This window comes from Isoptericola croceus, from assembly GCF_029382255.1.
Classification (GTDB): domain Bacteria; phylum Actinomycetota; class Actinomycetes; order Actinomycetales; family Cellulomonadaceae; genus Isoptericola; species Isoptericola croceus.
The window spans coordinates 905,651-926,206 of record NZ_JARLLG010000001.1; the positions used below are offsets into that span (position 1 = coordinate 905,651).

The 20,556-nt window shown below is 73.2% G+C and carries 16 protein-coding genes; 11 read left to right on the top strand and 5 right to left on the bottom strand.

The features are described from left to right. The first annotated feature begins 37 nt into the window (after positions 1–37). The gene (locus PZC42_RS04285) at positions 38–2,740 is read left to right on the top strand and encodes a UvrD-helicase domain-containing protein (RefSeq protein WP_277208746.1); all 2,703 of its coding nucleotides are present in this window, start codon (positions 38–40) and stop codon (positions 2,738–2,740) included. A 42-nt stretch (positions 2,741–2,782) separates the two neighbouring features. Here PZC42_RS04285 and PZC42_RS04290 read toward each other — a convergent pair whose 3' ends face one another. After that, the gene (locus PZC42_RS04290; protein ID WP_277208748.1) at positions 2,783–3,328 is read right to left on the bottom strand and encodes a Clp protease N-terminal domain-containing protein; all 546 of its coding nucleotides are present in this window, start codon (positions 3,326–3,328) and stop codon (positions 2,783–2,785) included. Between the two features lie 3 nt (positions 3,329–3,331). Continuing rightward, on the bottom strand, positions 3,332–3,535 hold the full coding sequence (locus PZC42_RS04295; protein ID WP_277208750.1) for an RNA polymerase subunit sigma-70: 204 nt from the start codon (positions 3,533–3,535) through the stop codon (positions 3,332–3,334). 224 nt (positions 3,536–3,759) lie between these two features. On the opposite strand from PZC42_RS04295, the gene sucC reads away from it, so the two are divergent. From sucC to purN, 4 genes are all read left to right on the top strand, one after another. After that, positions 3,760–4,935 (top strand): ADP-forming succinate--CoA ligase subunit beta, encoded by a 1,176-nt coding sequence (gene sucC, locus PZC42_RS04300; RefSeq protein WP_277208751.1) that lies wholly within the window; start codon positions 3,760–3,762, stop codon positions 4,933–4,935. Between the two features lie 38 nt (positions 4,936–4,973). Further along, positions 4,974–5,870, top strand: coding sequence for a succinate--CoA ligase subunit alpha (gene sucD, locus PZC42_RS04305; protein WP_277208752.1), 897 nt, complete (start codon positions 4,974–4,976; stop codon positions 5,868–5,870). 137 nt (positions 5,871–6,007) lie between these two features. Beyond that, positions 6,008–7,264, top strand: coding sequence for a cell division protein PerM (locus PZC42_RS04310; RefSeq protein WP_277208753.1), 1,257 nt, complete (start codon positions 6,008–6,010; stop codon positions 7,262–7,264). 4 nt (positions 7,265–7,268) lie between these two features. Then, a complete protein-coding gene (purN, locus tag PZC42_RS04315) occupies positions 7,269–7,913 on the top strand; it encodes a phosphoribosylglycinamide formyltransferase (RefSeq protein WP_277208755.1) in 645 nt (214 codons plus the stop codon). Between the two features lie 7 nt (positions 7,914–7,920). On the opposite strand, the gene PZC42_RS04320 is transcribed toward purN, so the two are convergent. Further along, positions 7,921–8,487: an ArsR/SmtB family transcription factor gene (locus tag PZC42_RS04320; protein ID WP_277208757.1), complete on the bottom strand. Its 567-nt coding sequence runs from the start codon at positions 8,485–8,487 to the stop codon at positions 7,921–7,923. Positions 8,488–8,559: 72 nt separating this feature from the next. Here PZC42_RS04320 and PZC42_RS04325 point away from each other — a divergent pair, with 72 nt between their 5' ends. Beyond that, positions 8,560–9,846: an MFS transporter gene (locus PZC42_RS04325; protein ID WP_277208759.1), complete on the top strand. Its 1,287-nt coding sequence runs from the start codon at positions 8,560–8,562 to the stop codon at positions 9,844–9,846. Between the two features lie 271 nt (positions 9,847–10,117). After that, positions 10,118–11,752 (top strand): bifunctional phosphoribosylaminoimidazolecarboxamide formyltransferase/IMP cyclohydrolase, encoded by a 1,635-nt coding sequence (gene purH, locus PZC42_RS04330; protein WP_277208761.1) that lies wholly within the window; start codon positions 10,118–10,120, stop codon positions 11,750–11,752. Here the strand turns inward: purH and PZC42_RS04335 are convergent, their stop codons facing one another. After that, positions 11,753–12,982: an NAD(P)/FAD-dependent oxidoreductase gene (locus tag PZC42_RS04335; protein WP_277208763.1), complete on the bottom strand. Its 1,230-nt coding sequence runs from the start codon at positions 12,980–12,982 to the stop codon at positions 11,753–11,755. A gap of 53 nt (positions 12,983–13,035) precedes the next feature. On the opposite strand from PZC42_RS04335, the gene PZC42_RS04340 reads away from it, so the two are divergent. Further along, a complete protein-coding gene (locus tag PZC42_RS04340; RefSeq protein WP_277208765.1) occupies positions 13,036–13,368 on the top strand; it encodes a DUF3017 domain-containing protein in 333 nt (110 codons plus the stop codon). Positions 13,369–13,431: 63 nt separating this feature from the next. Here PZC42_RS04340 and PZC42_RS04345 read toward each other — a convergent pair whose 3' ends face one another. Further along, entirely contained in the window at positions 13,432–14,433 is a 1,002-nt protein-coding gene (locus tag PZC42_RS04345) for an aquaporin (RefSeq protein WP_277208767.1), read from the bottom strand. A 205-nt stretch (positions 14,434–14,638) separates the two neighbouring features. Between PZC42_RS04345 and PZC42_RS04350 the strand changes: the two genes are divergently transcribed. The 3 genes from PZC42_RS04350 (at position 14,639) to PZC42_RS04360 (ending at position 20,512) form a co-directional block, all read left to right on the top strand. Next, complete coding sequence (locus PZC42_RS04350; RefSeq protein ID WP_277208768.1) at positions 14,639–15,625, top strand: malate dehydrogenase; 987 nt, start codon at positions 14,639–14,641, stop codon at positions 15,623–15,625. Continuing rightward, positions 15,622–16,881, top strand: a complete 1,260-nt coding sequence (locus PZC42_RS04355; protein ID WP_277209284.1) for an MFS transporter — start codon at positions 15,622–15,624, stop codon at positions 16,879–16,881. Before PZC42_RS04350 ends, PZC42_RS04355 begins: the two co-directional genes overlap by 4 nt. Positions 16,882–16,963: 82 nt before the next feature. After that, positions 16,964–20,512, top strand: a complete 3,549-nt coding sequence (locus tag PZC42_RS04360) for an ATP-binding cassette domain-containing protein (RefSeq protein WP_277208770.1) — start codon at positions 16,964–16,966, stop codon at positions 20,510–20,512. The last annotated feature ends 44 nt before the right edge of the window (positions 20,513–20,556 follow it).

A 20,556-nucleotide genomic window follows, 5' to 3' on the forward strand; every position in this document is an offset into this window, starting at 1 on the left:
CCGTCCTGTCGGCCCCGGCGCCTACGCTTGGTCCACGATGACCTCTCTCTTCGACAGCCTCTCGCTGCCCGGCTTCGACGCACCGCCGTCCGACGACACCGCCCGCCTGCCCCGGACCGCCCCGCGGTGGGACGACGACGGCGCCCCGGAGTGGGCGCAGCCTGCGGCCGGCCGGGAGGAGCCCCGCGAGCCGGAGGGAAACGAGGTCGCCGACGCCCTGCTGGACGGGCTCAACCCGAACCAGCGTGCCGCCGTCGTGCACGCCGGGTCGCCGCTGCTCATCGTGGCCGGTGCGGGCTCGGGCAAGACGCGGGTGCTGACGCACCGGATCGCCCACCTGCTCGCGACGCGACGCGCCCACCCGGGCCAGATCCTGGCGATCACCTTCACGAACAAGGCCGCCGCGGAGATGCGTGAGCGTGTGGGCCAGCTCGTGGGGCCGGCGGCGAGCCGGATGTGGGTCTCCACGTTCCACTCCGCCTGCGTCCGCATCCTGCGGCGGGAGGCGAAGACCCTCGGGCTGCGGTCGAGCTTCTCGATCTACGACGCGGCGGACTCCCAGCGGCTCATCACGCTCGTGTGCCGCGAGCTCGACCTAGACACCAAGAAGTACCCGGCGCGCTCGTTGGCGCACAAGATCAGCGACCTGAAGAACGAGCTGATCGACCCGGACACGTACGCCGAGCAGTCGGGCAGCGACGCCACCCCCGACGGTTGGCGAGAGCGGGCCCTGGCGGGTGGTGGGCTCGCCGACGCCGGCGCGGCCGAGTTCGTCGCCGTGCTCGCGGACGTCTACCGCCGTTACCAGGCGCGCCTGGCGCAGGCGAACGCCCTCGACTTCGACGACATCATCGCCACGACGGTCAACCTGCTCCAGGCGTTCCCCGCGGTGGCCGAGCACTACCGCCGCCGGTTCCGGCACATCATGGTCGACGAGTACCAGGACACGAACCACGCGCAGTACGTGCTGGTGCGCGAGCTCACCGGCGTCCCCGCGAGGAGTGAGCTTGCGAGCCCCGCAGGCGGGGCGCCCGACGAGACCGGCGTGGCCGGCGGCGTCGGTGGGGAGGACGAGGAGACCGGGCTGGACCCGGCCGAGCTCACCGTCGTGGGCGACGCGGACCAGTCGATCTATGCCTTCCGCGGTGCCACGATCCGCAACATCGAGGAGTTCGAGAAGGACTATCCCAACGCCCGGACGATCCTGCTCGAGCAGAACTACCGGTCCACCCAGAACATCCTGACGGCGGCCAACGAGGTCATCGCGCGCAACCCGGGACGCAAGCCGAAGCGGTTGTGGACGGATGCCGGGTCCGGGGCGAAGATCGTCGGCTACGTCGCCGACGACGAGCACCACGAGGCACGGTTCGTCGCCCAGGAGATCGACCGCCTCGGGGACAGCGAGGGCGTGCGGCCCGGCGACGTCGCGATCTTCTACCGCACCAACGCCCAGTCCCGGGCGCTGGAGGAGGTGCTGATCCGCGTCGGGCTGCCGTACAAGGTGGTCGGCGGCACCCGCTTCTACGAGCGCAAGGAGGTCAAGGACGCCGTCGCGTACCTGCGAGCGCTGGCCAACCCGGACGACGACGTCAGCCTGCGGCGCGTGCTCAACGTGCCCAAGCGTGGCCTGGGCGACCGCGCGGAGTCGCTCGTCGCCGGGTTCGCGGACGCGGAGCGGATCTCCTTCGGCGCGGCGCTGGACCGTGTCGACGAGATCCCCGGCATGACCACGCGCTCGCTCAAGCCGTTGCGGGTGTTCGCCGCGATGATGGGTGAGCTGCGTGCCCTGGTGGACGACGGCGCCACGCCGGCCGAGGTCCTCGGTGCGGTCCTGGACCGCACCGGATACCTGGCCGAGCTCCGGGCGAGCGACGATCCTCAGGACGCGACCCGGGTGGAGAACCTGGCGGAGCTGCACGCCGTCGCGGCCGAGTTCACCGAGCTCGACCCGGAGGGCGACCTGACCGACTTCCTGGAACGGGTGTCCCTGGTGGCCGACGCGGACCAGATCCCTGACGAGGACGTCGCGGACGGGGGCGCCGAGCACGAGCACGACGAGGCTCCCCAGGAGGACCCGGGGGTCGTCACGCTGATGACGCTGCACACCGCGAAGGGCCTGGAGTTCCCCGTGGTGTTCCTCACCGGTATGGAGGACGGCACGTTCCCGCACATGCGGTCCCTGCACGACGACGGCGAGCTGTCCGAGGAGCGTCGTCTCGCCTACGTGGGGATCACCCGGGCGCGGGAGCGTCTGTACATCTCCCGGGCGGGCACCCGGTCCGCGTGGGGCATGGCGAACGAGTTCCCGCCCAGCCGGTTCCTCGACGAGATCCCGGACGAGCTGTGGGACTGGCGGCGGGCCGAGTCCGCCACGCAGGCCCTGCGGCGCGGCGGGTCGGCCTGGGGTGGCGGGCACGGCGGGCCGCGGGCCGGCCGGTCGACCGGGCTGTCGTCGGGCGAGCGACGTGCCGACGTGATCCGGTCGGCCCGTACGGGTGCGCCGTCGTCGGGCACGGGTGCGCGGCCGAGCGGGACGGCGAGCTTCGGGTCCGCGACGCCGCGCCGGGACGCCGACATCCCGTCGTTGAGCGTGGGGGACCGGGTGACCCACGACGCCTACGGGCTCGGCACGGTGGTGTCGCTCGAGGGTGCCGGGCACAACGCGGTGGCGAAGATCGACTTCGGGGCCGACGGCACCAAGCGTCTGCTGCTGCGCTTCACCCCGGTCACCAAGCTCTGACCGCGGTCCCCCGGCTGCCGCGGTGAGGTGGCGCGGGTGCCGTCAGACGGCCCGGTGCTGCTCCTCGACGGCGGTGCGCAGCGTGGCGACGTCGTAGCCCGCATCGTGCAGGGCTCGCTCCAGCGCCCGGCCTCCCGTGCAGTCGGCACGCAGGATGCCGAGCAGCACGTGCCGTCCGTCGATGGTCTTGTCCTGCAGCCGGACCGCCTCGCGCAGGGCGAGCTCGAGCGCCTTCTTGGCGTCCGGGGTGAAGGGGATGTGGCCCTTGCGCGCCTTGCGGCCGGCGCGGTCGAGGGCGCCGGCGCCGAAGACGGCGTCGGTCTCGCGGCGCACCGCCTCCAGGTCGACACCGAGCGCCGCGAGCGCCTCCGCGTCGATCCCGCCCGAGCGAAGGTCGGCGCGCAGCGCTTCGGCGACATCGGCCGGGTCGAGCCCGGAGCGCCGCAGGGCGTCCGCGGCCGGTCCGGGGGTGCTGGCGAGCGCCACGAGGACGTGGCGGGTGTCGATCGACGCCGAACCGGCCTCGCGCGCCACCGTCTGTGCCGCCACGACGGCGGCCCGGGATTCCTTGCTGAACTTCTCGAACATCGCCTACCTCCGGTGCTTCTTGTTGACCGCCTGCTTGGTGACTCCGAGCTGGTCGGCGATCTCCTGCCACGACCAGCCGAGCTCGCGGGCGCGCTGGACCTGCAGCGTCTCGAGCCGGTCGGCGAGCTCGCGCAGGGAGCGCACGGCTCGGAGTCCACGGGTGGGGTCGTCGCCGGACGCCGAGGCGACGAGCGTCTGTTCGGTCATGTGTCAACCTTGGTTGACAGATCCACGAGTTGTCAACCCTGGTTGACGGTCGCGTCGACAGTGCGACGTGTGGAATCCGTCACGGTCCTCTCGGGATTCGTCCTCGGGCGTACCGCTCGAGAGGTGGAGAGGGCTACTCTGGACGAGATGTCTTGACGTCGAGACATCGCTCAGGCCGGCCTCTGCCGACCCAGGGGCACACACCGATGGAAGGACGCAGCAGGGTGGACCTGTTCGAATACCAGGCTCGCGACATCTTCGAGAAGCACGGCGTGCCCGTGCTGGGAGGCGTCGTCGCGACGACGCCCGAAGAAGCTCGCGCAGGTGCAGAGAAGCTCGGCGGCGGAACTGTCGTCGTCAAGGCCCAGGTCAAGACCGGCGGCCGCGGCAAGGCCGGCGGTGTCAAGCTGGCACACTCGCCCGACGAGGCCGCGCAGAAGGCCGAGGAGATCCTCGGCATGGACATCAAGGGCCACACGGTCCACCGCGTGATGGTGGCGGCCGGCGCGAAGATCGCCGAGGAGTTCTACTTCTCGGTGCTGCTCGACCGCTCGAACCGCAACTACCTGGCGATGTGCTCCGTCGAGGGCGGCGTGGAGATCGAGCAGCTCGCCGTCGAGCGCCCGGAGGCGCTCGCCAAGGTCGCCGTCGACCCGATCGTCGGCATCGACGAGGCGAAGGCTGCCGAGATCGTCGACGCCGCCGGCTTCGCCGACGAGCTCAAGGCGCCCGTCGCCGACGCGATCCTCAAGCTGTGGACCGTGTTCACCGCCGAGGACGCCACCCTGGTCGAGGTGAACCCGCTGGTCCGCACCGAGGACGGCGCGATCATCGCCCTCGACGGCAAGGTCACCCTCGACGAGAACGCCTCGGAGGTCCGGCACCCGGACCACGAGGCGCTCGAGGACAAGGAGTCGACCGACCCCCTCGAGGCCAAGGCCAAGGCGAACGGCCTCAACTACGTCAAGCTCGACGGCGAGGTCGGCATCATCGGCAACGGCGCGGGCCTCGTCATGAGCACGCTCGACGTCGTCGCCTACGCCGGTGAGGAGCACGGCGGGGTCAAGCCCGCCAACTTCCTCGACATCGGCGGTGGCGCCAACGCCCAGGTGATGGCCAACGGGCTCGACGTGATCCTGCACGACCCGCAGGTCAAGTCGGTGTTCGTCAACGTCTTCGGCGGCATCACCGCCTGCGACGAGGTCGCGAAGGGCATCGTCGGCGCGCTGGAGATCCTCGGCGACGAGGCCACCAAGCCCCTGGTCGTGCGCCTCGACGGCAACAACGTCGCGCTCGGACGCCAGATCCTCGCCGACGCCGCGCACCCGCTGGTGACCCTGGCCGACACCATGGACGGCGGCGCCGACACAGCCGCCGCCAAGGCCGCCGCGGCCGCCTGATCGCTCCCGAGACGACTTCGAAAGAGACACCAAGAGCCATGTCGATCTATCTCAACTCCGACTCGAAGATCATCGTCCAGGGCATCACCGGCGGGATGGGTGCCAAGCACACCGCCCTGATGCTGGACTCGGGCGCGCAGATCGTGGGCGGCGTCAACGCCCGCAAGGCCGGCACCACCGTCGAGCACAAGGACCACGAGGGCAACGACGTCACCCTGCCTGTCTTCGGCACCGTCAAGGAGGCGATGGCCGAGACCGGTGCCAACGTCTCCGTGCTGTTCGTCCCGCCGGCCTTCACCAAGGACGCGGCGATCGAGGCCATCGACGCCGACATGCCGCTGATCGTGGTCATCACCGAGGGCGTGCCGGTGCAGGACACGGCCGAGGTCTGGGCCTACCTGCAGGGCAAGTCGACCCGCATGATCGGCCCGAACTGCCCGGGCATCATCACGCCGGGCGAGTCGCTCGCCGGCATCACGCCCCACACCATCACCGGCAAGGGGCCGATCGGCCTCGTGTCGAAGTCGGGCACGCTGACCTACCAGATGATGTACGAGCTGAAGGACCTCGGGTTCTCCACGGCCATCGGCATCGGCGGCGACCCGATCGTCGGCACCACGCACATCGACGCGCTCGAGGCCTTCGAGAACGACCCGGAGACCAAGGCGATCGTCATGATCGGCGAGATCGGCGGCGACGCCGAGGAGCGCGCCGCGGCCTACATCGCCGAGCACGTCACCAAGCCGGTCGTCGGCTACGTCGCGGGCTTCACCGCCCCCGAGGGCAAGACGATGGGTCACGCCGGTGCGATCGTGTCCGGCTCGGCCGGCACCGCGCAGGCGAAGAAGGAGGCCCTCGAGGCCGTCGGCGTGAAGGTCGGCAAGACGCCGTCCGAGACCGCCACCCTCATGCGGGAGATCCTGCAGACCGTCTGAGCACAGCACAGCACGACGCCCGCCCGTCCGGACCTCCGGACCGGGCGGGCGTCGTCGTCCCGGGCACGGTGGGTGCGCCGAGGCAGCATCCGGCGTGGGACGACGACGGTGCCCGGTCTGCGGGGGACGATGAGGCCGTGAGCGCAGCACCCCGCACCCAGACCGCACGCGTCGTCGAGGAGCCCGCGCGGGGCCGCGTGCGTGAGCTGTTCGCGCTCGGCTCGAGCGGGGTGTGGGCCGCGGCTCAGTCGATCGGCCTGTCGTACACGGTCGTCGCGCTGCTCGCGGTGGTCGCGGTCCTGGACGCGCCGTCGGCGTCGGGGTCCGACGGCGGGCTCGGCGCGGGCGTCGCCGTCGCGACGGGCCTGTGGCTGCTCGGCCACGGGGTTCCGTTGTCCGCGGCCGGTGCGGAGGTGACCGTCGTGCCGCTCGGCCTGACGGCCCTGGTGCTGTTCACCCTGCACGTGGCCGCCAAGCGGTCGGCGGTACCGACGCTGGCCGCCTGGGTCGCGGGGACCGTCACCTATGCGGCCACCACCACGACCCTGGCGATCGCCCTCGACGTCGCCGGGGGGACGGCGGCGGCCCGCGGTGTCCAGGACGTCGCCGTCCAGGTGGGTGCCGCGGTCCTCGGCGGTGTGGTCATGGGCGGGGGTGGGCTCGCGCTCGGGATGTTCTCGGCACCGGACGGTCCGCTGCTGGCCGGGATCGCACCCCGGATGAACCCCTACCTGCCCGACACCCTCCGGCTGGGGATGCGTGCCGCCGTCGTCGGCGTCGCCGTGCTGGTCGGGCTCGGTGGTCTGCTCGCCGGGACGTGGGTGGTCCTCGGGCGGGAGACCGCGTCGCTCATCGCCGGCGGGCTCGGACCGAGCGCGCTCGGCACCGTGCTGCTGATGCTCGCCCAGTCGGCTCTGGCACCCAACCTCGTGGTCTGGGCGACGGCGTGGCTCGCCGGGCCGGGCTTCGCCGTGGGGCAGGGGAGCGCCTTCTCACCGGCAGTCACCGAGGCCGGCGCCCTGCCGGCCGTGCCGGTGCTGGGCACCCTCCCGGGGGAGGCGTGGTCGACGCCGTACACCGTCTGGGCGCCGGTGCTCGTGGTGGCGTGCGGGGCGATCGGCGGATGGTTCGCGTGGCAGCGTCTCGAGCCGAGCCTGGTGCGGGTACGGGACGTCGCATGGATCCTCGCCGGCGTCGTCCTCGCCGCCGGCGGGGCGACGGTGCTCCTGCAGGGCGCGGCGGGCGGTGCGGCCGGGTCCGGTGAGCTCTCTGTCGTGGGCGCCGACGTGTGGGTGACCGCGGGCCTGGTCGCCGCGGAGATCGGTGGTGGCGCGGCCCTCGTCCTGGTGGCCTGCCCCCTGGCTCAGTGGTGGCGCCACCGCGACGTAGGGTAGGCCCGTGCAGACACCTTCCGGCCATGTCGTCGCACCGGCTCCTGGCGCCCGCCTCGTCGTTCTCGCCTCCGGTGGAGGATCCAACCTGGCGGCGCTGCTCGCGGCCCACGACGACGCTGCCTACGGGGCCCGCGTGGTCGGCGTGATCTCCGACAAGCCGGAGGCCCGGGCGCTGGAGCTGGCCCGTGACGCCGGAGTGCCGTCCGTGGCTGTCGCACTTGCCGACTTCGCCGACCGCGACGCGTGGAACGACGGGCTGGCCGAGGCGGTCGCCGTGTTCCGGCCCGACTACGTCGTCCTCGCCGGGTTCATGCGGATCCTGGCGCCGGCCTTCCTGGCGCGGTTCCCGGGTCGGGTCGTCAACACCCACCCGGCGCTGCTGCCGTCGTTCCCCGGGGCGCACGGCGTGCGCGACGCGCTGGCGTACGGGGTGCGGGTCACCGGTTGCACGGTGCACGTCGTGGACGACGGCGTCGACACCGGGCCGATCGTCGCGCAGACCGCGGTGCCCGTGCTGGACGGCGACGACGAGGAGACCCTGCACGAGCGCATCAAGGTCGCCGAGCGGTCGCTGCTCGTCGAGACCGTGGGGCGCGTGGCACGCGAAGGGCTGCGCGTCGAGGGGCGTCGCGCCGTCGTCGGCGGCTGATGGTCGGTCAGTTCGACGCGCTCTCCTCGCGAGGCCCCAGAGCCAGCAGGAGCTGGTAGACCTCTCGAGGTTCGCCCGGTTCCGCGCGGGCCGTCTCGAAGGCGCGCTCGGTCCACCGTTGCTGGAGGGCGACGAGCTCTTCGGAGAACTGTTCCGCCTCGGCAGTGGTGAGCGGGAGGTTGTTGACCAGGAGCAGGCGCTGTCGTCCGTCCTCGTCGGGCTGCCGTCCTGCGGACGCCCGGCCGATCAGGCCCTGCAGCCATGCCGTCGCGGGGCGCAGCGCCTCGGCCGCCGCGCCAGGGGTGTCCGGGTCCACCTGGTACGACGAGGCGACGTTTCGCCAGACGCGGTCACGCTTGTCTCGGGCGTGCTCCGGTGCCTCGACGACCATGCCGGCCTTGGCCAGCGTGCGCAGGTGGAAGCTGACCGAGTTGGCGGGCTCGTCGATCGCCGTCGCCAGGTCGGCCGCGCGGGCGTGGCCCATGACGGCGAGCTGCAGCAGGATGCGCTGACGCACGGGGTGAGCGATGGCCTTCAGGGCTTCGGGCTTCTGCACCAGGAAGGTCTCGTCCATGAGCCGAGGCTAGCAAGAAACAATGCGCAATGAATCTTGCGCAACATAGCGTGCGCAACTACTCTTGCGTGCATGACGCGACCCGCTGAACCCGTGCCGACCGACCCACCGACCGCCACCGCTCCGCCGAGCCTGGTGCGCAACCGGTCGTACCTGCTCGTCATGTCGGGCTTGACCACCGAGGCGCTCGGTGCCGGGATCGCCGTCTTCGCGGTGCCCCTCCTCGCGCTGTCGCTGACGGGGTCGGTGTGGGAGGCGGGGGTGGTCACCGCCGTCGGGCACCTCGGTGCTCTGTTGGCGACGCTCCCGGCCGGGGTGGTGGCAGACCGCGTCGACCGGCGTCGGCTGATCGTCCTCACGGCGAGCATCGCGACGCTCGCCTGGCTCAGCGCCGGCGTCGCCGCTGCGACCGGTCAGCTCACCGTCTGGCACCTCGGTGGGGTCCTGCTCGTCTCCTCGGTGGCCGCGGCGTTCGTGGAGCCCGCCGTGGCCGGCGCCTTCCGTTCCGTGGTGCCCCAGGAGCAGCTCGCCGGGGCGTACGCGGCGTCCCAGGGGCGCGACGCGGCGGCCGGCCTCGTTGCCGGGCCGGTCGGTGGGCTGCTCTATGGCATCGCCCATGCCGTGCCGCTGCTGGCCGCCGCGGTAGGGCACCTCGCCACGGCGGTGTGCACCTGGTTGGTGCGTGAGCCGCTCAACGCCGACACCGCCGAGGCGCGGCGCACCCACCCGGTCGCCGCACTGCGCGAAGGTCTGCGGTATGTGGGGTCCGTCCCGCTCTTCCGCTTGTGCATCGGGCTCTTCGCGATCATCAACATCGCGATCAACGGCATGTTCGTGGCGATCACGCTCGACCTGGCCGACGGCGGGACGTCGGCCGCCCGGATCGGCCTGCTCTCCGGCGTGGTCGGTGCCTCGATGTTGATCGGTGCTGTGCTGGCTCCGGTGCTGGTCAAGAGTGTTCGTGTCGGCGTGCTGACGCCGGCCGCGCTCGCCCTCGTGGCGGTGGCTGCCGTCGTGATGGCGGCGAACCAGAGCTTCTGGGGCTACGTCGTCGCGCTTGGGGCGGGTGTGCTGCTCGTGCCAGCCGCCAACGCGGCGATGGCGGGATACTCCGCGGCGATCACCCCGCCTCGGCTCCAGGGCAGGTTCTCCTCGGTGATGGACCTGTCGGGAACTGTCGCGATGCCCCTCGCGCCCCTGGTCGGCAGCGGACTGCTGGCCCTGCTCGGCATCGGGCCCGCCCTGGTCGTGCTCGCCGCGCTCCTCGCCGTGACCGTCGTCGGGGTCTGGTGTGCGAGGCCGCTGCGTCGGATCGGTCGGCCCGACACCTGGGCCGACGACGCGCTCCCCACCCCGTGACCTGTTGTGGGCGGGAAATCTGTGGTTCAGAAACGGGCGAAAGCCCGCATACCGGGCCAGATTTCGCGCCCACAACGGTGGTGGGCAGGCGGTGGGGTGGGTTGTGCCTGGCCGGTAGGATCGACCGTGGTCGTGACTGGCGAAGGTGGACAACCACCGGGGAGCGGCCGATCCGGTCCGACCGAGAGACGTCAGGCCGGTCCCACCGTGCGCGCCGCCCGCCTGGGTGCCAGGGTTTCCGCGAAGGCCACCACCCGAGGAGACCACCACGATGTCCGGAGCCCCCACGTCCCCCGACGTCCAGCTCGCCGACGACGCCCAGCGTCCCGTCCGCCGCGCGCTGCTGAGCGTGTACGACAAGGCCGGCCTCGTCGAGCTCGCGACCGCCCTGCACACCGCGGGCGTCGAGCTCGTCTCCACCGGCTCCACGGCGGCGCGCGTGGCCGACGCCGGCGTCCCGGTGACCCCGGTCGAGGACCTCACCGGCTTCCCCGAGTGCCTCGAGGGCCGCGTCAAGACGCTGCACCCCCGCGTGCACGCCGGCATCCTCGCCGACACCCGCAAGGAGGACCACCTGCGGCAGCTCGCCGAGCTCGAGATCGACACGTTCGAGCTCGTCGTGGTCAACCTCTACCCCTTCGCCGAGACGGTGGCCTCCGGAGCAGCGCCCGACGCCGTCGTCGAGCAGATCGACATCGGCGGCCCGTCGATGGTCCGTGCCGCCGCGAAGAACCACCCGAGCGTCGCCGTCGTCGTCGACCCCGCCCGGTACGACGACGTCGTCGCCGCGGTGCGAGGCGGTGGCTTCACCTTCGCCCAGCGCAAGCGCCTCGCCGCCGCGGCGTTCGCGCACACCGCGCAGTACGACGTCGCCGTCGCATCCTGGTTCGCGAGCGCGTACGCGCCCGACGAGGCGGCGGCCGAGAGCTTCATGCCGGACTTCGCCGCCGCCACGTGGGAGCGGGCGGACGTGCTGCGCTACGGCGAGAACCCGCACCAGAAGGCCGCGCTGTACACGCGCACCGACAGCACGTCCGGTCTGGCCCGCGCAACGCAGCTGCACGGCAAGGCGATGAGCTACAACAACTACATCGACGCCGACGCCGCATGGCGCGCCGCCCACGACCACGACGGGCCGGCCGTCGCGATCATCAAGCACGCCAACCCGTGCGGCGTCGCGGTGGGGGCTGACGTCGCCGAGGCGCACGCCCGGGCCCACGCGACCGACCCGGTCTCGGCGTTCGGTGGCGTGATCGCGGCCAACCGCGTCGTCACCAAGGCCGCGGCCGAGCAGATCGCCCCGGTCTTCACCGAGGTCGTCGTGGCGCCGGGCTTCGAGCCCGACGCGCTCGAGGTCCTGAAGGGCAAGAAGAACATCCGCCTCCTCGTCGTCGACGGTGCACCGAGCTTCCCGGTCGAGATGCGTCCCGTCTCGGGCGGACTGCTGATCCAGGAGGTCGACCGCTTCCAGGCTGCCGGCGACGACCCTGCCTCCTGGACCCTCGCCGCCGGCGAGCCGGCCGACGACGCCACCCTCGCCGACCTGGTGTTCGCCTGGCGCGCCGTCCGCGCAGCGAAGTCCAACGCGATCCTGCTCGCTACCGACGGGGCCGCCGTCGGTATCGGCATGGGCCAGGTGAACCGCGTGGACTCCTGCCGGCTGTCCGTCGAGCGGGCGAACACGCTCGCCGACGGCGGGTCCGGACCGATCGAGCGGGCTCGTGGCGCCGTCGCGGCGTCCGACGCGTTCTTCCCGTTCGCCGACGGGCTGCAGGTGCTGCTCGCCGCCGGCGTGCGAGCTGTCGTCCAGCCCGGCGGGTCGATCCGCGACGACGAGGTGATCGCGGCCGCACAGGCGGCGGGCGTGACGATGTACCTCACCGGGACGCGCCACTTCGCGCACTGACTAGGGGGCCAGGTCCCGCCAGCGCACCCCCGGGTCCACGGCGCGGTCGAGGTCTACCTCGACCGCGCCCGGCCGACCCAGCAGGCGGCGCAGGCCCACCACGTCACGGGGGGAGTCGGCGACCACGGCCGCCCGCAGGACCCGACGCGGGCCGTCCTCCGGCATGAGGTAGAGCGCCGCCCACCCGGAGGCGAGCGGGCGGACGACGACGTCCTCGTCGCCGTGGCGGACCCCGAAGAAGGCCAGGTCGTGGCCGAGCTGTCGCGAGAAGACGTACGGCGTCGTCGGGCGTGTCTGCGACCGACCCAGCATCTCCAGCACGCTTGCCTCAGGGTCCGTCAGCGCGCTGCTCCAGTGGCCGCCGGGAACCGCGCCGAAGACCGGGTGCGGGCGGGCCGCGCAGTCGCCGACGGCCCACACCCGGCGCCGCGTCTCCCAGGGCGCGTCGGAGAGCCACCGGCCTGCGGCATCGACGGGGACGCGACCGTCGGCCGTCAGGTCGAGGCCGAGCCACGCGGTCGCCGGGCGGGCGCCGACGGCGGCCAGGACGGTGTCGGCGTCGAGCCGGCCCGCGGCAGTGGTCACGCCGCCGGCGTCGACGTCCAGGACGGGGGTCGCGAGCCGCAGCGACACCCCGGCGTCGGAGTACCAGGGCACGGTACGGACCCCGATGTCGCCGAGCTGCCGCGCGAGCGGAGTGGCGGCAGCCTCCACGACCGTGACGTCGACGTCGCGTGCGGCGGCGACCCCGGCGACCTCCGCGCCGACCCACCCGGCGCCCACGATGACGAGCCTGCTGCCGGGCCGTAACCGGTCGCGCAACCGGTCGGCGTCGGCCGCGGAGTGCAGGGTGAGGGCGGTGGGCCACGGGGAGACGGCGCGGGATCCGACGGCGATCACCACGGCGTCGGCCTGCACGTCGCCGTCGTCGGTGGTGACGTGGACCCCGGCGTCGTGCACCTCCAGGCGAGTGGCGCGCGCGGCGAGCCGGGTGTCGGCGAGCGACGTGACGTCGGCGCCGAGCTCGTCGGCCAGCCACGCCGGCTCGGAGCGCGTGAAGAGCTCCTTCGACAGCGGCGGGCGGTCGTACGGAGGCACGCCCTCGTCGCCCAGCAGGGTGACGGGCCCCTCGAACCCGTGCGTGCGCAGGGCGGCGACGGTCCGTGCCCCGGCGAGGCCGGCCCCGATCACGACGACGGAACGGGGGGTGGCGGAGTCGGCGGTGGGCACGGACCCACGCTAGCGGGGTCGGCGGTGGTCCGGCGGCAGGTAGGCTCGACGCCGTGGTCCCTGATGCCGACGCGCACGCGCAGCCGCACTGGCACGCCGTCGATGCCACCCCGCGCGACCGTGGGCGTCCGGCGCGCAGCCCGGTGCCGGCGATCCTGGTCGTGCTGACCGGCATCCTCGTCGCGGTGGTGCTGGGGATGACGGTCGGTGCCCGGCTCGGCTCGCTGGCGATCGCCGGCACCCTCGCCGTCGCCGGAGCCTGGCGAGCGGTGGCGTCGGCCGGCCCGGTGGGCCTGGCCATCCGCAGCCGCGGGTTCGACGTCTTCCTGTGCTGGTCCGTCGCGAGCGTGATCGGTGTGCTGGCGCTGACGGCCCCCGGGGTCTGACTCTCGGCGGACGCCAGAAGGGCGGCGACCGGTCGGCCGCCGCCCTGTGGCTGGACAGAGAGATCAGGGGCGGGTCGGGGGCTCCGGCTCGCCCGCCGTCTCGGTGACCTCCGTCTCCTCGATGACCTCGGTCTCCTCGACGACCGCCGTCGGGACGGCGTCCTCGTCGCCCAGGGCCTTCGCGGCTGCCGACTCCGCCACCTCCTCCAGGGTGCCTTCCGCGGGGTAGGTGGCCGTTCCCGGCTGCTCGTCCCAGCCGTCGACCGGAGCGAGCTCCGGGACGGGGGCGAACGCCCGGGCGAAGAGCGCGGCGAGCGCGGCACCGACCAGGGGCGCGACGGCGAACAGCCACAGCTGCCGGCCGACGCCGCCCTCGGCCCAGGCGTCGGGAGAGACGACCGACGCGAGCGAGCGGGCGGGGTTGAACGAGGTGTTGGTGGCGGGCCACGAGATGATGTGCAGCGCTGCGAGGGTCAGGCCGATGACGACGGGCGCATAGGCGACCTTGGCACGCGTGTTGGTCACCGCGAGGATGACGCCGACGAACACCACGGCGATGAGGACCTCGACGATCGCGGCCTGCGGAAGCTCGAACGTTGCCTGTCCCTGGGTGAGCCGAGACAACGGAGAGTGGTCGCCGAAGCCGTTGGCGGTGGCGGCGAGGACCTCGCCCTTCGACGCGGAACCGAGCAGGCCCGGGAAGGAGTCGGGGATGATGAGCAGCAGCAGCGCCCCGCAGGCCGCGGCACCGACGAGCTGGGCGACCCAGTAGGGGACGAGGTCCACCCAGCTCGATCGGCCTGCGAGCGTGAGGCCGAAGGTCACCGCCGGGTTGAAGTGGCCGCCGGAGATGTGTCCGAGCCCGGCGATCACGGCGATGAGGGCGATGCCGCCGGCGAGCGCCACCGTGATGATCTGGCCGCCGTTGAGGGCGTTGAAGGTCGCCGTGCCGACGATGCCGAGCACGAGGACGAAGGTGCCGAACGCCTCGACGCACATCCGGGTGAAGAGTCGTGGCACCGGTGTCGCCTCGACGGCGGTCGCTGTGGCGGTTGCCTGGGACATGGGGGTCCTTTGCTGGTCGTCGGGTGAAGGTCACGTCGCGTCACGCATGTCGCGACGGTGATGCTGGCACCGCTCCCTGGGTGTCACCTGTGTCCCCGGTGACGGCGCGGTTCCCTCGTGGGCACGCTACCGCCTGGGCCACGGAGTGCACGTCAACTGCGCCGCTGGGGGTGACGGCGCGGGCCCGGTGCGCCAGAGTAGGGCCATGACGACACCTGTGAACGTGACAGTGACCGGTGCCGCCGGTCAGATCGGGTACGCGCTGCTCTTCCGGATCGCGTCGGGTGCGATGCTCGGGCCGGACGTCCCCGTGCGGCTCCGGCTCCTGGAGATCCCGCAGGCCGTGCGGGCCGCCGAGGGCACGGCGATGGAGCTCGACGACTGCGCCTTCCCCCTGCTGGCCGGCATCGACATCCACGACGACCCGACGGCGGGCTTCGCCGGGACGAACATCGCGCTGCTGGTCGGTGCGCGTCCTCGTGGACCGGGCATGGAGCGCGCCGACCTGCTGGAGGCCAACGGAGGCATCTTCGGCCCGCAGGGCGCTGCGATCAACGCCGGCGCGGCGGACGACGTCCGCGTCCTCGTGGTCGGCAACCCGGCGAACACCAACGCCCTCATCGCCGCGGCGCACGCGCCCGACGTGCCTGCCGAGCGGTTCACCGCGATGACGCGGCTGGACCACAACCGCGCGCTGTCGCAGGTCTCGGCACGGTCGGGAGTGCCGGTCGCGGACATCCGGCGGCTCACGATCTGGGGCAACCACTCGGCGACGCAGTACCCCGACCTGTTCCACGCGGACGTCGGTGGCAGCCCTGGCGGCACCCTGACGGCGGACGTCGCCTGGCTGACCGACGACTTCATCCCGACGGTGGCGAAGCGTGGCGCCGCGATCATCGACGCCCGCGGGGCCTCCTCGGCGGCGTCGGCGGCGAACGCCGCCATCGACCACACCCGCGACTGGGTGCTCGGCACGCCGGAGGGAGACTGGACGAGCGCCGGAGTCGTCTCGAGGGGTGAGTACGGCGTGCCCGAGGGCCTGGTCTGCTCGTTCCCCGTGACGTCGTCGGGCGGCGACTGGCAGGTGGTCGAGGGGCTGGAGATCGACGCCTTCTCCCGTGAGCGCATCGACGCCAGCGTCGCGGAGTTGACGGCGGAGCGGGACGCGGTGCGCGGGCTGGGGTTGATCTGAGCCGTTGGGGTGTCCTGCGGGACCGGTGGTTCCGCCGGTTCTGGTTCGCCGAGACGGTGTCCGAGACGGGTGGCGCGGCGCTCGCCGTCGCGCTGCCCGTCCTCGCGCTCGACTCGTTGGGCGCGAGCGATGCCGAGTGGTCGTACATCAGCGCCGCCCGCTGGGTGCCGTACGTGGTGCTGGGCCTCGTGATCGGCGCGCTCGTCGAGCGTCGTCGTCGTCGGCCGGTCCTCGTTGTGACCGATCTCGTGCGCGGCGTGCTGCTCGTGTCGGTGCCTGTGCTCTGGTGGGCCGATGCCCTGTCGCTGTGGACACTGGGCGCGGTGCTGGTCGCCTTCGGGACGGTGACGCTCGGCAACGACGCCGCTTCGCAGTCGATGGTGCCGCGACTGGTGGCACGCCATCGGCTGGTGGAGGCCAACGCGCGGCTGGACCAGTCCGCCACGGTCGCGGGGCTGCTCGGCCAGCCGGTAGGTGGCGCGCTCGCGCGGGCGTTCTCCGCACCCGCCGCCGTGCTGGTGAGCGCCGTCGGCTATCTCGTCTCGGCCGCCCTCGTGTGGCAGGTGCGGGTGGCCGAGCCACCGCCGCCCCGGGACAGGTTGCGGTGGCGCCCGTTCGTTGCCGACGCCGCGGACGGCCTGCGCTGGGCCTACGGGCACCGGATGCTGCGACCGCTGGCGCTCAGCACGCACGTGTGGTTCCTCTGCCAGGGCATCGCCGTGACGGTGCTGCCACTGCTCGCCCTCAACGAGCTCGGCCTGAACGCGTTCCAGCTGAGTCTGGTGTTCGCCTCCGCGGGCATGGCGGGGCTGGTCGGTGCGCTGCTCGCCGTCCCGGTCGGGCGCACGTGGGGTGCGGGGCCGACGGTGGCCGCGGCACGGGGGCTGACGGCGGTGGCGTGGGGGACCGTCGCACTCACCCCGGCCGCCGGGGCCACCGCCTGGGACGGAGTCGCCTGGGCGGCGTTGAGCGTGCTCGTCGCCGGCCAGGCGCTCAACGGGCTGGCGATGGGCACGGAGAACGCCAACGAGATGGGGTACCGGCAGGCCGTGACACCCGACCGGTTGCAGAGCCGGACGAACTCCGTGCTCCGCTCGACGAACCGGGCGGCGCTTCTGGTGGGTGCGCTGCTCGGCGGCACCGTGGTGGTGCCGCTCGCCGGCGGCTATCGGGGCGCCTTGTGGGTGGCGGCCGCCGGGTTCGCCGTCACGGCGGTCGGGCTGGCCCTGAGCCCGTTCCGTCGCGCCCGCCACTGAGGTCTGGCACGCCCACGACGTGAATGGCGATGCCCGGTAAATACCCTGGGGGAGTGTCGGGGGAGCGTCGTAGCCTCGACGGGTGATCGACGCCCCACCCCGCACCCCTCCTCCCTCGGTCCTCGCCCCTCCGGCGTCCGACGACCCCTCGCGGCGTCTCGACTGGCGGCGGTTGCGCAGCCCGGTGGCCGTGGTGGCACTGGCTGCGCTCACGATCGGCACGGTCGGCGCGGCGCTCGGGACGGTCGTCGCCGGGGGCCTGGCCGAAAACCCGACCCGCGCGGGTGTGATGCTCCTGGCCCTGTACCTGGTGGGCGGCGCTCTGCTCGACGCCGCGGGCCGGGTCGCGTGGTCCGGCGTCGTGGACCGCGCCGAGGGGCGGTTGCGCGGGGACCTGCTCAGCGCCGCCCTGCACCAGCCGCTCGGCACGCTCACCGAGCAGGCCGTCGGGGAGGTCCTCGACCGGGTGGACGACGACACCCACGCCGTGGGGTCGCTCGTGCGGCGCCAGCTGTGGGGGATGGGTCGCACGGTCGTCGGTGTCGTGCCCGTCTGGGTCGTCGCCGGCGTCACGTGGTGGCCGGCGTGGCTGCTCTTCCCGCTGCTCGGTCTCGGCACGGTCTGGACGGTGCGCCGACTGCTCGGCGAGATCGCCCGCCGCAAGGTCGTCGAGGAGCGGGCCTGGACCGACGCCGCGGCCGTGTTCGAGGAGGGTGTCGCCGCCCGGGACGACCTGCGCACCGCGGGCGGGCAGCCCTTCGCGCTGCGGCGGCTCGCGGAGATGTCCGCGGGCGTGCACCGCGCACTCCTCGCCGTGGTGCGGGCGGAGACCCGCATGACGCGGCGCGCGGGCATCCTCCTGCACGCGCTGCTCGCCGGTGTGGCCGTCGCCGGCGTGGCGCTGGCCGCGGCGGACCAGATGTCGGTGGACCGTCTCGTGACCCTCTTCCTGGTCACCTCGTTGTTCGTGGGACAGGTAGACCAGCTCACCCGGCACCTGCCCGACCTGCAGGAGGGCATCGGGGCCGCGATGCGCATCCGTCAGATGCTCGACGCACCGCCCGAACCCGTCGGCGGCGCGCGGCTCCCGGACCGTCCGTTGGACCTCGAGCTGCGCGACCTGCACTTCGCCTACACCGAGGGCACCTTCGCGCTGCAGGGCGTGTCGGTCCAGGTCCCGGCCGGTCAGACGGTGGCGCTCGTCGGGCGGACCGGGTCGGGCAAGTCGACGCTGGCCTCGCTGCTCTCCCGGGCGGTGGAGCCGGAACCGGGCTCCGTCTTCCTCGGTGGTGTCGACGTGCGCGAGGTGGACCTGCAGGCGCTGCGGGCCGGCGTCGGCGTCGTGACCCAGCGCACGGAGATCCTCGCCGGCACCCTCGCGCAGAACATCGCGCTGTTCGCGGACGTGGCCCGGACCGACATCGAGGCGGCCGTCGCCGAGCTGCGGCTCACCGAGTGGGTCGCGGGCCTGCCTGACGGGCTGGACACGCTGCTCGGGCCGGGTGGGACGTCGCTGTCCGCCGGGGAGGAGCAGCTCGTCGCGTTCGCCCGGCTCCTGGTGCGCGACGTCCAGGTCGTCGTGCTGGACGAGGCGACGGCGCGGATGGACCCCCTGACCGAGGCGCGCGTCGTGGCGGCGTCCGACCGGTTGCTCGGTGGTCGCACCGGCGTGGTGGTCGCGCACCGTCTGGGCACCGTCGAACGGGCGCACCGCGTGGTGGTGCTGGACCACGGCCGTGTGGTCCAGCAGGGTCCGCGCGCCGAGCTGGCCCACCTCGACGGGCCGTTCCGGGACCTGCTCTCGGCGAGCGAGGGGCACGACGGCGAGCTGGACGGATCGCCGTCGGCCACCGAGGAAGCGTCGGCCACCGACGCCGACGAGGCGGTGGGAACCCGTCGCCGGGTCGGCAGCCCGCCGGAGCTGCGCGATCCTGGGCACGGGCCGAGCCTCGCCCGGAGCGTGCTGCGGGCGTTGTTCGTGAAGCCGGCCTGGGGGCTGCTCGGCTCGTTGCTCTTCCTCGCGACGAGCCTGGTCGCCGCCCAGGGGGCTATCACGGGGTTCCTGTGGGGGCGCGCCGTCGAGGACCTCGCGGCCGGGACCACGCCCGTCGTGCTGACCGTGGTGCTCGTGGTGGTGCTGCTCAGCGTCCCGGTCTGCCTGGCGGTCGCCGTACGGATCTACCCGCGGTGGTGGATCGAGCTGCTCCTGCGGGTGCGTGTTGCGGTGCTCGCCGGGCAGACCCGTCAGCGCCGGCTGCGTCGCACTCCGCCGGGGGAGGCTGTGGCTCGCGCTCTCGACGCCGACCGGTTCGTGCTGTACGTCGACCGGTGGGTGGACCTGCTCAACGGCCTGGCCGTGGTGGTGGTCACCTGGGCGATCAGCGGTTCCCTGCTCGCCGGCGCGGTGCTGCTCGCCGTCATGGTCGTCACGGCAGCGTGCGCGCTGGCCGGGCGGCCCGTCGCAGGGCGCACCGCCACCAGGGCGTCGACGGCGCGGGCCGAGTTCGGGCGGGCGCTCGTCTCGGCGCTGGACGCGGCGCGGACGGTCAAGCTCGCTGCGCGCACGCCGCAGGTGCACGCCCACCTGCGGCGGGTGGACGCCGGGCGGGTCGGTGCGGCGGTGCGCGAGCACCGGGTGCAGGCCGTGCTGGACGGCATCCCTACCGTGATGGTGCAGGCGGGCGTGGTCGTCGCCTGGGCCGCTCTGCTGGCGGGCGCGTGGGACCTCGCGACGACGCTGCTGGTCACGGCTGCGGTGAGCGGGTTCTCCTACTTCGGGCTGGTGGCGGGTGCCGTCATCACGGAGGCGCCCGGCACGCGGGCGTGGCAGCGGGCGACCGGCTCGTTCGCCGGGGGCACGGACCTCACCCGGGTGCCCGCGGGCGTCGACCTGGTGTCCGGGTACGCGCCCCCGCCCGTCGCGGCCACGGCACCCACCGGCGACGACCGGTTCGAGCGCCTCGAGCTGCGCGGGATGGAGGCCGTGCACGACGACGGCACGATCGGGGTGACCGGTGTCGAGCTGCGGGTGCAGCGCGGCGAGCTGGTGCTGCTGCTCGGCCAGGTGGGTGCCGGCAAGTCCAGTCTGCTGTCCGCGCTGGCGGGCCTCATGGCGCACCGGGGGAGCATCGTCTGGAACGGGGCCGCGGTGACCGACCCGGAGGTGTTCCTGCGGCCGGGTCGCGTGGCGCACGTCGCCCAGGTGCCGAGGGTGCTGTCCGGGACGTTCGCCGAGAACGTCCAGCTGGACCACGAGCGGGACGTCGCCGGGCCGCTCGAGGCGGCCCGGATGAGCAGTGACGTGGCGGACGCCGGGGGGCCCGACGCACTGGTGGGACACCGGGGCGTGCGGCTGTCCGGCGGTCAGGTGCAGCGTCTGGCCCTTGCGCGGGCGCTGGCCACGGAGGCGGAGGTGCTGCTCGCGGACGACGTGTCGAGCGCGTTGGACGCCGCCACCGAGATCGAGCTGTGGACCTCGTTGCGCGAGCGGGGGGCCACGGTGATCGGCGCGACCTCCAAGCGGGCGGCGCTGGCGCGGGCCGATCGCGTCGTCGTGCTCACCGAGGGCCGGGTGGCGGCCGTCGGGCCGTGGGAGGAGCTCGCACCCCGCTGGTCGCACCTGGCGGGCTGATCCGTCGGTCCGGAGACTGACGGTCGGCTGCAACTTTCCGTTGC